Source organism: Arthrobacter sp. KKT183, from assembly GCF_055657625.1.
In genome coordinates, this window is the sequence record NZ_CM145770.1 from 2,299,549 (window position 1) to 2,312,004 (window position 12,456).

At 62.6% G+C, this 12,456-nt stretch carries 11 protein-coding genes and 1 other RNA gene; 1 reads left to right on the forward strand and 11 read right to left on the reverse strand.

Features of this window, described 5'->3' with window-relative positions:
- Positions 1–6: 6 nt before the first annotated feature.
- On the reverse strand, positions 7–2,148 hold the full coding sequence (locus ACZ2GY_RS10960; protein WP_471671873.1) for an alpha-galactosidase: 2,142 nt from the start codon (positions 2,146–2,148) through the stop codon (positions 7–9).
- A 130-nt stretch (positions 2,149–2,278) separates the two neighbouring features.
- Between ACZ2GY_RS10960 and ACZ2GY_RS10965 the strand changes: the two genes are divergently transcribed.
- Entirely contained in the window at positions 2,279–3,418 is a 1,140-nt protein-coding gene (locus ACZ2GY_RS10965; protein ID WP_471671874.1) for an ROK family protein, read from the forward strand.
- 1 nt (position 3,419) lies between these two features.
- On the opposite strand, the gene ACZ2GY_RS10970 is transcribed toward ACZ2GY_RS10965, so the two are convergent.
- From ACZ2GY_RS10970 to ACZ2GY_RS11015, 10 genes are all read right to left on the reverse strand, one after another.
- Positions 3,420–3,644: a hypothetical protein gene (locus ACZ2GY_RS10970; RefSeq protein WP_277357903.1), complete on the reverse strand. Its 225-nt coding sequence runs from the start codon at positions 3,642–3,644 to the stop codon at positions 3,420–3,422.
- A gap of 47 nt (positions 3,645–3,691) precedes the next feature.
- Positions 3,692–5,926 (reverse strand): S8 family serine peptidase, encoded by a 2,235-nt coding sequence (locus tag ACZ2GY_RS10975; RefSeq protein ID WP_471671875.1) that lies wholly within the window; start codon positions 5,924–5,926, stop codon positions 3,692–3,694.
- A gap of 118 nt (positions 5,927–6,044) precedes the next feature.
- Positions 6,045–6,412: a transfer-messenger RNA gene (ssrA, locus tag ACZ2GY_RS10980) on the reverse strand.
- Positions 6,413–6,530: 118 nt separating this feature from the next.
- Positions 6,531–6,902, reverse strand: a complete 372-nt coding sequence (locus tag ACZ2GY_RS10985; protein WP_277357905.1) for a hypothetical protein — start codon at positions 6,900–6,902, stop codon at positions 6,531–6,533.
- Positions 6,899–7,372, reverse strand: a complete 474-nt coding sequence (smpB, locus tag ACZ2GY_RS10990; protein WP_277357906.1) for an SsrA-binding protein SmpB — start codon at positions 7,370–7,372, stop codon at positions 6,899–6,901. Before smpB ends, ACZ2GY_RS10985 begins: the two co-directional genes overlap by 4 nt.
- A 128-nt stretch (positions 7,373–7,500) precedes the next feature.
- Positions 7,501–9,036, reverse strand: coding sequence for a peptidoglycan DD-metalloendopeptidase family protein (locus ACZ2GY_RS10995; RefSeq protein ID WP_471671876.1), 1,536 nt, complete (start codon positions 9,034–9,036; stop codon positions 7,501–7,503).
- 28 nt (positions 9,037–9,064) lie between these two features.
- Positions 9,065–9,976 carry a permease-like cell division protein FtsX gene (gene ftsX / locus ACZ2GY_RS11000; protein ID WP_277357908.1) on the reverse strand — a complete coding sequence of 304 codons (912 nt, stop codon included), beginning with the start codon at positions 9,974–9,976 and terminating at the stop codon, positions 9,065–9,067.
- Positions 9,973–10,683 (reverse strand): cell division ATP-binding protein FtsE, encoded by a 711-nt coding sequence (gene ftsE, locus ACZ2GY_RS11005; protein ID WP_277357909.1) that lies wholly within the window; start codon positions 10,681–10,683, stop codon positions 9,973–9,975. Before ftsE ends, ftsX begins: the two co-directional genes overlap by 4 nt.
- 162 nt (positions 10,684–10,845) lie before the next feature.
- Complete coding sequence (gene prfB, locus ACZ2GY_RS11010) at positions 10,846–11,961, reverse strand: peptide chain release factor 2 (protein ID WP_277357910.1); 1,116 nt, start codon at positions 11,959–11,961, stop codon at positions 10,846–10,848.
- A gap of 37 nt (positions 11,962–11,998) precedes the next feature.
- A complete protein-coding gene (locus ACZ2GY_RS11015; RefSeq protein WP_346028080.1) occupies positions 11,999–12,442 on the reverse strand; it encodes a pilus assembly protein TadG-related protein in 444 nt (147 codons plus the stop codon).
- Positions 12,443–12,456: the final 14 nt, after the last annotated feature.

Here is a 12,456-nt window from a genome sequence, read left to right on the forward strand (position 1 = left end):
CTCTCCTTAGGATGTGTGGTGTCGGACTTCGATGAGAACGGACTGTTCGGGGAAAAGTACCGGCGCCTGGACGCCGAGCGCGCCGAGAAGCCGGCCGCTCATGGCAAGGGGTGCGCCATTTCGGGCGGCTTCGACCCAGGCAAGGCCGGATTGGCCCTGGTCCTCGTAGTCGAAAGCAGCCGGTGTGATGCTGTAGGTCGTCATGGGATCAAGGCCGGGAAAGGTGATTCGGCCGGGTGGGTAGGATGCGCTTGAGCCCGTGAGCGAGTAGCCGTACAGGGCGCTTTGCTTGTCGCTCGCAACAACGCCGCGCAGGTCCATTGACGGGTCCGGGAGATCCGCGTGCACGGTCGTCCCCGTGTGGAGGACGTCCCGCCAGCGTTTGTGGAGGTCGATCCAGGAACCGAGCCGGCCAAGTTCTTCGGCCGTGAGGTTGGAGATGTCCCATTCCACGCCGAAGTGACCGAAGATCGCTGTAGCTGCACGAAATGAGAGGGTGTGCGTGCGCCCGGTCGAATGGGATCGGGGACCGCCCACATGCATGCCCATCAGCTCAGGCGGAACCAGGAGCCCGGTGTGTTTCTGATTGACCAGCCGTTCGATGGGGTCGATGCAGTCGCTTGTCCAGATCCGGTCGGTGTGGCGAAGAACTCCCATGTCCACGCGCGCGCCGCCCGAGGCACAGGACTCGATCTCCAGCCCGGGGTGGCGCTCCTTCAGCTCTGCCATGAGCCGGTAGACCGCCTCGACGTTGGAATGCACGACGGCGGCACCGCTCGTCGCGTCTGCGGCTTCCAGCAGGTCGCGGTTATGGTCCCACTTGATATAGGCGATGTCATTGGTTCTGAGCACATCATCGATGCAGGTCAGGATGTAGTCGTACGCCTCCGTGATCGCCAGGTTGAGCACCTGCTGCTGGCGGGCGGCGACCGGCAGTCGGCCCGGCGTCTGGATGATCCACTCCGGGTGATTGCGGGCAAGCTTCGAGTCCGGGTTCACCATCTCCGGTTCGAACCAGAGCCCGAACTCCATCCCCAGGGAGCGCACGTGATCGATCAGCGGGGTAAGGCCATCGGGCCACACTGTTTCATCGATAAACCAGTCGCCCAGTCCCGCGGTGTCATCGCGGCGTCCGCTGAACCAGCCGTCGTCGAGCACATAGCGTTCGATGCCCGCCTGGGCAGCCCTGTCTGCAAGTGCCTTCAGAGTGGGAAGGTTGTGATCGAAGTAAACGGCTTCCCAGGTATTGAGCGTGACCGGCCGCGGCCGGTCGGGGTGTTCCGGCCGGCCGCGGAACTCGGTGTGGAAGCGGGATGCAAGTTCATTGAGCCCATCGCCCCAGGAACCGAATGCATCCGGGGCCGCATAGGTGGCACCGGGAGCCAACGACATCTCCTGGGGCAGCAGGAGCTCACCGCACGCGAGGAATCGATCACCGGACGGCGTCTGCTCCACAATGTACTGGTGGTTCCCGCTCCAGGCCGTATGCACGGCATGCACGCGCCCGCGTTCGAAACCAAATGCTCTCTCCCCCGCTGCAACGAGCAGGGTTGCGTCTGCGCCGGGGCGGCCGCGCCTGCTCTCGCGGTGATAAGAGCCGGTGGTGAGGTTGTGGCGCTGGGGCGATCGTTCGCGCAGATGGCGCCCGGTGTGGTCGAGGACTTCCTGCGCACTGTCGGGAAGGGGAAAAAAGGCGAGGAGGGAACGCACCTCATACTCCTCCGTTCCAGTGTTTGTCACGGCAAGCCGCTGGCGGAGAAGCCCTGCGTCCGTAAGGGTGAGCTGTATTTTCAGGGCGAGGCCGGCGTCGTCGTCGTTCGCCGTGATGGTGAGTTCGTTTTCGCCGGCGGTCAGGTCCGTCACCTGGAAGGCAGGGGTCAGGAATCCGCTGCCGCGTTGCCCGGTGAACCCAGCGGTGCCCTGCCAGCCGTAAGACTCCTGAGGAATCAGCGTGAGGCGGGCAGGGGAGTCAATACTTCCGGATACCCGCTGCGGAACGGAGGCCGAGGCAAGCGCCGCCAGTTCGGCAGCCGGGCACTCACCGAGCGCCGGCCCCCAGTACAGGATGGACGGCAGGCCGGCGGTGGAGGTGTCGACGATGACGCTGGTGCCGCCGCGGGCGAGATGGATAGGGCGTGGTGAATGCATGCAATAATTTTTACCGTAGAACTAAGTAAGTGTCAATCATCACATTGTGCGCCGAATCCGCGTGTGACAGATCCAGAAACAACGATTATATTTTCGTTATGGAAACTACTCTCCGGTGAAAGGTACGCTCATGAACGTGGTCGCGTCCCTCTCTCCTGACAGCCCCTCCCGTCTGCTTGCCAGGGAGGTCCTGATCGGCGGTCCGCTGTCCCGCGGCGAATTGTCACGGCGTCTTGGCCTCTCTGTGGCGAGCCTGACCCGCCTGAGTAAGCCGTTGATCGAAGCCGGGATCCTGCAGGAGGGCCGCGAAGTAATTGAAGGCGGAGTCGGCCGTCCCACCAGGCCACTTGAGGTGCCCGGCGGCACGCACCGGTTCATCGGCATCAAACTCACCGGTACCGCCGCTTCCGGCGTGGCAACGGACCTGCGGTGCCAGACAGTTGCCGCTGCCGAGGAACCGCTTGTCAGCCACGCTGTCTCCGACGTCGTTGAAGCGATTATCTCCGTGGTCGGCAGGCTGAACGACGGCCAGGTGGCGGACGGCATCGGGATCAGCATCGGCGGCAAGGTCAGCGACGACGGCACGGTCCTGCGGGCACCCTTTCTGCAGTGGCGCGATGTACCGCTCGGTTCCCTGGTTCAGGAGCGAACCGGCATCCCGGTCACCGTGGAGAACGACGTCGTTGCCCTCACCGTGGGTGAGCAATGGTTCGGGGCGGGCAGGGGTATCAGCAACTTTGCGGTACTTACGGTGGGGGCGGGCGTGGGCTACGGCCTGGTGATCAATGACAGGGTCATTGCCCCCGTTGATGCCGGGCTCGGCCTCGTCGGGCATTACCCTGTGGACTCCGCCGGCCCACTGTGCAGGGAGGGTCACCGTGGATGCGCTGGGGCTGTGCTCACCATGGCGGCCATCAGTGGCCAGGTGCGGATGGCCACCGAGGAGGAATGCACCTACGAAGAGGTCCTGCAACGGGCGCGAAGCGGAGAAAGGCTCGCCGCGCTGGTGGTGAAGAACGCGGGCACTGCCCTTGGTGTCCTCATTGCTGCGGTAGCCAACCTCACCATGGTGAATCTCGTGGTCCTGTCCGGCGAGGGCGCGGCTCTCGCCGATATTGCAGCCGAGGAGATCAGGGCGTCAGTCCACGAACACCGGGACCCCGAGGCAGCGCCGGTGCACCTGACACGTGAACCGACCGACTTCGGCCAGTGGGCTCGAGGCGCCGCAGCGGTGGCAATCCAGAGCTCGATCCTGGGCCCGAGACGCTGACCTAGCGCCCCTCGTTTCGTCTGGTGAGGCCTACGATGAGGCAGATCAGTCCGGTTGCCAACGGCAGCAGCGTGTATAGCGTGTGCGTTCCACCGACGTAGCTCATGATGAAGATGTAAATAAATGTCGCGATGACTAGCACCAGACCCACCGCGATCAGCGCACGGCCGCGGTGCGGAGGCGGAAGCGGGGGCAGCCACGACGGGCGGCCGTTCACCGAACTCATGTGTTCAGTGTACGTTCGCGGGTCCTTGAGGTGGTTCGTGTGCCGAATCAGCGGAATAGGTTGTAGTCGCTCCAGCCGGATCCGACAATCGATCGGGCCGCCCAGCGGCCGGCGGCGAAGGGATAGTAGGCGAGCCGGCCGTCGGTGAGCCGGGTCATCAAGGCCTGCCCGCCGGACTGGTCGAACCCGGGGAGGGAGCCCATGGAGTTGACACTCCGCCACCCCGTGCCGATTGTCCTGCGGGATTCCGACAGGAACTGACCTGTCCCGTTGGAACGGTACTGAATGAGCTTTCCGTCAGCCTTCTTCGCGAGGATGTCCATGCGGGAGTCGCCGTCGAAATCAGTCATGGTCAGGTAAAGACCATTCCAACCGGTACCGATGCGCGTCCGCGGGCCGAGCACGCCGCCTGACGGGTTCGGGTAGTGCCACAGTGCGCCCTGCGGATCGTAGGCAACGATGCCCGGATACCGATCTCCGGAGCGCCACTTGCCGACCGTCACAAAGTAGCTGCCCCAGCCGTTGCCGATTGTCTGCGCCGGCTGGAAGCCTCCGCTGGTTATTCCGGCATAGTGCGTCAGCCGCCCATCCTTCCACTGCGCAACCAGGTCAAGCACCCCGTCCTGATTCCAATCAGTGACGAAGCCATTCTTCAGCGCGGACCACCCGCTGCCGATCCTTGCCCGCTGGGCGAATCCGCCCTTTCCGTTCGATGGATAGTTCCAGAGTGTGCCCGCAGCATCAGCAGCGACGACATCGGCAGTACCACGGATAGACGGCGGGAAACCTGCCGCCCACCAGACGGCCGCGTTGGCGTCGACGGTACCGGTGCCGCAGCCGTTGGCGCAGGCGCGGGTCAGCGGCCGGGTGGAATCAGCGAGGATTCGTTCGATGTCTTCCGGGCTCAACGCCGGGTTGACCGAAAGCATGAGCGCTGCGACGCCGGCAACATGCGGTGCAGCCATGGACGTTCCCTGCATGTACCCGTAGGCCTCGGCCACCGGTGCTGTCCTTCCGCTGTTCATGGTGGAGAGGATATTTTCAGCTCCGGTGCTGCCGTCTCCGCCTGGCGCACTGACGTCCACCTCCGGGCCGAAGTTGCTGTAGCTGGCGTGGTTGCCGGCTCTGCTGGTAGCACCAACGGTGATTACGTTGTTGCAGTTTGCCGGCATCACGTTGGCTGCGGGTTGGGATTCATTGCCCGCAGCGGCGATGATGACGGACCCCTGTTGCACCGCGAAGTCAATAGCCTGCTGCAGATACGGGCTGCATACTTCCTCTGCTCCCAGGCTCATGTTGACGACCCTGGCGGGGTGAGGGTTCGCCGGAAGCGTGTGGAAGATTCCGTTCTCGGTCCAGGCGACCGTGCCGCCCGCCGCCCACCTGATGGCGTCAGCGGTGTCGCTGAGGAGCCCACCGCAGGCTCCCATTACACGCAGAGGAAGGAGTCTGGCCCTATAGGCGACCCCGGCCATTCCCTTACCGTTGTCACCCATTGCGGCCGCGATACCTGCCACATGCGTTCCGTGCCAGGATGATTCGGTGGGTTCCGCGCCAGGTTCCGGGTCCAGACAGGCATCGCCGGGATCGCTAGGGTCGGCATCACGCCCTGTATTGCCGTCAACGGCGATTGCCGGATCCGCAACGAAGTCATAGCCGGGCAGCACGTTAGCGTCCAAATCAGTGTGAGGGGTGATTCCGGTGTCCAGGATTGCGATTGTCTGACCGGCCCCCGTTGACCGGTCCCACGCAGCCGGGACACGAAGGCCCGCCGGCTCGCCGAAAAGGTTCCACTGGTCCCTGAAGCCGGGATCGTTGACCCCGGCGAGCGGGCGCATGAGCACATCCTCCTGGACATGCACAATGCCTGGCAGTTCGTTAAGTGCCGCGACAACGCCGTCCGCAGCCACGGTTGATACTTCACCATCGGCTTTGACCACCACGGCGCCGTCCGCCGTCTCGCGGACCTCCCTGACGGACAGGCCGAGATCCTTCGCCAGGCGACCAAACGCGTTCGCCTTGGCGCCATGCACCGCAGCGGGGCCGTCCTCGAAGGTGATGATGAAGCGCCCGGTGGATGCCGTCGCCTCCGATCCTGCCGTGGCGGGGGCCGCCACGACCTCATCGGGGAGGACCTTCGCCGGGATAGGCGAAGCTCCGGCCGGCGGCGCGACCAGCAGGGAGCAGGCGATGGCCGTCGTCATCGCGGCGGGAAGAAGAGCGCGAGAGCCGGAGCGCAGGAAAGGCATATGAATCCAGGCGGTTGTGAAGCGGGACGGCATGAGGTCAAACGTACAAGAACACGCCGCCTGCCGTGACGAACCTGTGGATATCTTTCCGATCAGCAGGACTGAATGCTGCGAAAGGCAGAGAAAAAGCCCCGGCGAACCGGGGCCTAGTCAGTGGAGATGGCGGGAATTGAACCCGCGTCCGATGCAGTGTAGTCAGGGCTTCTCCGGGCGCAGTTTGCGTCGGTTTTTCTCAGCTCCAGCCATCATGCAAACAAGTGGCTGCCAAGCTCAGTTGCATAAGAGTCCCCTTGGTTCCTGCAACGAAAACCAAGAGCAGTGGCCCTCTAAATGACGCCAGGATCCGGGTCGAGAGCATACCCGGGCTGACGGACTAGCTCGGCTGCTTAGGCAGCGAGAGCGAAGTCAGTGCGCTTTTGTTCGGCACTTATTGTTTTACAGAGAGCGTTTACGAGATAACTCTGTATCCTCGGCCCGCTTCACCTGTCGCGACTAACATCGTCGAAACCTGTCATCCCCATGTTCAATTTTCAAGCAGCGATTTCACTCGCTGTCTCCCCGAATTGCTCCGGTATACCTAGTCTAACGCAACCACTTCCCGAATCATTCCGGAAGTCCCGAAAACCGGCAGCGGATGCTAGAACCTGATTCCAAGGATGACGATCTGCGCCTGCCACAGCATCAGGACAACGAAGGAAACGGCCACGAACGCCAACCCCAGAGCCGCCAGCGCCGTCGTCGCTGCCTGCTTGCGACGGAAGCTCCACCAAAATACGGCCATGTTGAGCAGGATCAGGATCGGAGAGATCCACACGAGGATCTGTGCAAAATACACGTAAATCAGGAAGAAGAACGGAATCAGCGACAGGAACCCAGCGGGAACTACGGCGAACAGCAACAGCAGGTTCACGATGGCCCCGACCGTCACCCACCAGGGGCGCTTGTACTTGAGCTCGGACTCTTCCTCGGCCTCGTCGGGTTCCTGGGCATCCCAGAAGACATCGCTCATGCCCCAAGGTTCCGTTCCCGCATGGCGCGCTGCGCTTCGCGGCTGTCCTGCTGCTCACGCAGCGTCTGGCGCTTGTCATACTCCCGCTTACCGCGAGCAATACCGATCTCCACCTTCGCGCGTCCGTTGAGGAAGTACAGCTGCAAAGGGACGATGGTGTATCCGCTCTCGCGGATCTTGTGGGAGATCTTTGTGAGCTCTTCGCGGTGCAGAAGGAGCTTACGACGCCGGCGTGCAGCATGGTTGGTCCAGCTGCCCTGCGTGTATTCGGGGATGTGGATTCCCTCGAGCCAGAGCTCGTCATTGTAGAAGATGGCGAACCCGTCAACCAGGGACGCCCGGCCGGCCCTGAGTGACTTCACCTCGGTACCTTGGAGGGCAATTCCTGCTTCATAGGTGTCCAGCACCTGGTAGTCGTGCCGGGCCTTCCGATTGGTGGCCACTACCTGACGGCCACTTTCCTTGGGCACGGTTCAACTCCTTCAATAGTGCGGTGCGCTTCAAGACTGAAGGCGAACAACGCGTCCTAGTCTACGGCGTTGGGCCGGACCTGCGCTGTGCGCGTCCACAGCGCAGGTCCGTTCGCCGTATCCAAGTGCTAGAGCAGGCCCATCGGGTCAACCAGACTGCCGTTGAGCACGGTCTCGAAGTGCAAATGGCAGCCGTTCGAGTTGCCGGTGGTACCCGTGTAACCGATCAGCTGTCCGGCGCTCACACGCTGTCCCGGGCCCACGAGGTAGCTCGCCAAGTGGTAGAAGTTGGTAGCCAGCGCGTTGCCTCCGACCACGCCGTGGTTGAGCACAATCCGGTTGCCGGCACCCGGAAGGGCGTTGGAATCCGCGTACCAGACTTCGCCGGCCGCCGGGGCATACAGCGGGGTTCCGCAGTTCACCCCGTAGTCAATTCCGGTGTGGGTGTAGCCGCCGGAGCCATTGAAATCGATGGTGCCCAACGGAGTTGGACGCCATCCGTAGCCGGAGGTGATCGGGCCGCTCACGGGAGAGCGCAGCCCGAAAGCCGACGGGCTGGACGCCGGCGGCGGAACGATTACGGGCGCAACCGGCTTCGGGACTACCGGGGCAGGTACGACGACGGGCGGCGGTTTCGGACGATTGGCGGCTGCCGCTGCTTCCGCTGCACGCCTGTTTGCCTCCGCTGCCTCTGCTGCCGCGCGGCGGTTGGCCTCCGCTGCCGCCGCTGCGCGTCGCTCATTCTCGATTCGTGCCCGCTCCTCGGCCTCGGCCTTGAGCCTGGCCTCTTCCCGCTTGCGGGCTTCTTCGATCAGCCTGCGTTGGCGTTCCGCTATGTCGACCACGACCTGCTGGTGCGCCTCTTCGACTTCGGCGAGCTTTGCCTCGATCACCGGCTTCTGCTTCTGCAGCTTCTCGGACAGCGTTGACGTGTCGGAGATGAGTTTGTCGACCTTTGCCTTCTCGGCAGCGGCTTCATCCCTGGCAACCTGTTCCGCCGCGAGTGCAGCCTCGGCCTTCGCCTTCAGGTCAACGATCTCCTCTTCAACCGCGACCAGCCGCGCCTGCGAGTTCACGTTGGTGGCGTTTTGCTGCGCCATGCGCTCGAGGGCGGAATTCTGGTTACGGAGTGCCTGCTCCACGAGCTCCATGGATGCGAAGCCATCAGAACCGTTGCTCCCAAGCATCAGCGAGAGGCCAGTCGGCACTCCCCCGCTCTTGTACGCCTGCGTCGCGATCTGGCCAATCACCTTCCGGGTTTCAGCCATCTCGGCTTCGTCCTGCTTCAGCTGTTCGGTGAGCTTGTTCTTGGTTTCCTGCGCCAGCTGCACCCGCTGCGCGAGGGCGTTGACCTCGCTCGTTGCAGCTTCAACGCGACCCTGCGCATCCGCAAGCGACTGCTGCGCACCCGGGAGCTGACCCTGGTACACCTTCAGCTGGGCGATGGTTTCAGTGATGTCCTCGTCGAGGTACTCGATCGACTGCTGAACTTCAGCGATCTGCTCCTCGAGGGCGGACTTGCGGTCCTCGAGCTGATCAGCGTGGACGGGACCGCTCAACGTCAACGTCAGACCGGCCACGGCGGCCAGCGACAGAGCAGTCAGCGTCTTGAACGCCGGTGGGCGGGGAATCCAACGAAGCGAACATAAGTTCACGCTGCGCATACAGTCTCATTTCTCACAAGAACCTACCCTAAACCTTCAAGTAGCGTCTGAGGGTTAGGAGCGATGAAGCGCCTGCCAGCAATGCACCCAGGAGGAACAGTGCAGGAACCACGAGCAGAAGCTCCTGGGTGGAGATGAAGCCCATCTGCGGATACTCCCGGGACAGCCATTCCCCGCCGTAGCGCAGAACAGCCCAGAGCGTCCCCGAAGCGATGGCAGCTCCCAGAATGGCGGCGATGACTCCCTCAAGAACGAAGGGGAGCTGGATGATCGCCTTACTTGCGCCGACCAGACGCATGATGCCCGTCTCCCGTCTTCGGCTGAACGCCGAGAGACGAATTGTGGTTGCAACCAGCAGGATGGCACCAACGCTCATCACTACGGCAATACCCAAGGCGACGAGCGAGGCGATATTGATGTAGCCGAAGATCTCCTCGAGATACTCGCGCTGGTCGCTAACGATATCCACCCCTGGTTCAGAGGAGAAAGCCTCGCTGATGACCTCGTACTTTTCCGGGTCGACGAGACCAACGCGGAAGGACTCCGGAAGCTGATCGGCCGTCACGGCCTCCACGATCGGCGAGTTTGCGAGCTGTTCACGGAAGTGGACCAGTGCCTGATCCTGCGACTCGTACTCCACTGTGTCCACATAACTGCTCAGTTCGGGCGAGTTCAGCTTCGCTTCAATGGCACTGCGTTGCTCATCAGTAACGGGGCCCGATGCGCAGCTCTCCGAGGTGGAGTTCTCAACGCAGAGAAACACGGCCACCTGCACGCGGTCATACCAGTACCCCTTCATCTGGTTGATCTGCAGCTGCAGCAGCCCCGCCGCGCCCACGAAGGTGAGCGAGATGAAAGTAACGAGCACCACCGAAACCACCATCACGAGGTTTCGTCGCATCCCTGAAGCGATCTCCCCAAGTACGAATGCGAACCTCATCCGGCAGCCGCCGTCGTCGTCGTTTCTCCGATGTAGATGCCCTGCGCATCGTCGCGGACCACGGAGCCGTCCCGAAGCTCAACCACGCGCTTGCGCATCGTGTTCACGATGTCGTCGTCGTGGGTTGCCATCACTACCGTGGTGCCGTTCTGGTTGATCTTGTCGAGCACCTTCATGATGCCCATAGAGGTGGTCGGGTCCAGGTTCCCCGTGGGCTCGTCGGCAAGCAGGATCCCGGGCTTGTTCACGATCGCACGGGCAATGGCCACACGCTGCTGCTCGCCGCCGGAAAGTTCATGCGGCATGCGGTTGTTCTTGCCTTCGAGGCCCACCGTCTTCAGCACTTCCGGGACGGTTTCGCGGATCACGGCCCGGCTCTTCCCGATGACCTGCATTGCAAAAGCCACGTTGGCGAAGACGGATTTGTTGGGCAGCAGCCGGAAATCCTGAAAGACGACGCCGATACCGCGTCTCAGCCGCGGAACGCGCCAGCTCGGGATATTGGCGACGTTCTGCCCGGCCACATACACAGCGCCGCGTGTTGCCCTGTCTTCTTTGAGCACCAGGCGGATGAACGTCGACTTACCGGAGCCGGATGCGCCAACCAGAAAAACGAACTCGTCACGGTCGACATCAAGGCTGACACTGTCCAGTGCCGGCTTCGATTTCTGGTCGTAGACCTTGGTAACTTGCTCGAATCTGATCATGACTACTCTGCGCCCACATAACACTGCCGGTACATGGGCATGGGTGGGGAAAGGGAGACCGGCCTTCTCGACTATAGGCAGCAGTTCCGCGCTGCGGCAGGCACCATCACGGTGTGTCGCGGATCCATAACGGGCGGCATCGTGCCGAACAGCGCCGCCGGCTCACTCTCCGCTGTTGCGGTTGTTGGCGCGCCAGCGAATTCCCGCGTCGATGAAGTCATCGATCTCGCCGTCGAACACTGCGGACGTATTGCCCACCTCATGCTCGGTGCGCAGGTCCTTCACCATCTGGTATGGATTCAGCACGTAAGAACGCATCTGGTCTCCCCAGGACGCCTTGACGTCACCGGCATGCGCCTTCTTCTCTGCATCTTCCTGCTCCTTCTTGAGCAGGAGAAGCCGGGACTGAAGAACCCTCAGTGCCGCCGCGCGGTTCTGGATCTGCGACTTCTCGTTCTGCATGGAGACGACGGTGCCCGTGGGAATGTGCGTCAGCCGAACTGCCGAGTCTGTGGTGTTGACCGATTGGCCGCCGGGGCCGGATGACCGGAAGACGTCAACGCGGATTTCGTTGTCAGGAATGTCAATGGAGTCAGTCTGCTCGATCAGCGGAATCACCTCGACCGCCGCAAAGGAGGTCTGGCGCCGGCCCTGATTGTCGAAGGGGCTGATACGCACCAGGCGGTGGGTACCTGCTTCGACGGACAGGGTGCCGAACGCGTACGGGGCCTTGACCTCGAAGGTAGCTGACTTGAGGCCCGCTTCTTCGGCGTAGGACGTGTCGAGCACCTGAGTCGGGTAACCGCGGCGTTCCGCCCAGCGGAGATACAGGCGCAGGAGCATTTCCGCAAAATCTGCGGCATCCACTCCTCCGGCGCCCGAGCGGATGGTGACGACGGCTTCGCGTTCGTCCCACTCCCCCGCGAGAAGTGTGACGACTTCGAGGTCATCCAGCGCCTTGCTCAGGGACGTTAGCTCCTTCACGGCCTCGACGCGAGACTCTTCGTCGTCCTCATCCTGCGCCAGTTCGACGAGGACTTCGAGGTCATCAATGCGCGCGGTCAGCTTGGCCAAGCGGTCGAGTTCGGTCTGCTTGTGGGACAGCCTGGAGGTTATTTGCTGTGCGGCGGCAGGATCATCCCACAGGTTGGGTTCGCCGGCCTGCTCGCTGAGTTCGGCGATTTCCGTCCGGATCGCCTCGACGTCCGTCACTGCCACGATGGAGTCGTATTTTGCACGAAGGGCGCGGATCTCCGCGGAAAAATCAATAGCTGCCATGGTGTTTCAAGACTACGTCATGGTCCTGCGGTCGGAGTTAACGGGTCAGGTCCGCTCGCGCATCAGCCGTCGCGGCAATAGGGATGCCGGCTGGAACCAGAAAGTTCACGATCGGCGGATGAACGACGGCGGTCAGAACCACCCGAGCGGTTTGCGAATCCGGTGCTCCTGTCGCAGGGTCCAGGTTCAGGTTATTGAACCGCGCCGGCGCGCCCGACCGCTCGAGGTAGGCGGCCGCTGCCCGCGAGACCGAGTCGCTCTCAAGTTCCGGTACTGGTTCCCCGCCGCCTGAATCTATGGAGGCGACCGAGAAGGTATCGGCTGCGCTCAATGCCGCTCCGTCCGCTACCGATAGCAGCTTCTTGTGCTCGATGTAGACGGCGGAAACCGCGGTGACAACCGCAACCACCAGGAGCGAAAGCAAAATGTACCCGATAATCAGAACAGTGATTTGCCCCTGTTCGTCATCATCCTTATCCACGTTTCGGTCCGGCG

Excerpts from the sequence above, each read along its gene's own strand:
- ACZ2GY_RS10975 (WP_471671875.1), bottom strand. The coding sequence starts at position 5,926 with ATGCCGTCCCGCTTCACAACCGCCTGGATTCATATGCCTTTCCTGCGC.
- ACZ2GY_RS10965 (WP_471671874.1), top strand. The coding sequence starts at position 2,279 with ATGAACGTGGTCGCGTCCCTCTCTCCTGACAGCCCCTCCCGTCTGCTT.
- ACZ2GY_RS10985 (WP_277357905.1), bottom strand. The coding sequence starts at position 6,902 with ATGAGCGATGTCTTCTGGGATGCCCAGGAACCCGACGAGGCCGAGGAA.
- ACZ2GY_RS10960 (WP_471671873.1), bottom strand. The coding sequence starts at position 2,148 with ATGCATTCACCACGCCCTATCCATCTCGCCCGCGGCGGCACCAGCGTC.
- ftsX (WP_277357908.1), bottom strand. The coding sequence starts at position 9,976 with ATGAGGTTCGCATTCGTACTTGGGGAGATCGCTTCAGGGATGCGACGA.
- prfB (WP_277357910.1), bottom strand. The coding sequence starts at position 11,961 with ATGGCAGCTATTGATTTTTCCGCGGAGATCCGCGCCCTTCGTGCAAAA.
- ACZ2GY_RS10995 (WP_471671876.1), bottom strand. The coding sequence starts at position 9,036 with ATGCGCAGCGTGAACTTATGTTCGCTTCGTTGGATTCCCCGCCCACCG.
- ftsE (WP_277357909.1), bottom strand. The coding sequence starts at position 10,683 with ATGATCAGATTCGAGCAAGTTACCAAGGTCTACGACCAGAAATCGAAG.
- ACZ2GY_RS10970 (WP_277357903.1), bottom strand. The coding sequence starts at position 3,644 with ATGAGTTCGGTGAACGGCCGCCCGTCGTGGCTGCCCCCGCTTCCGCCT.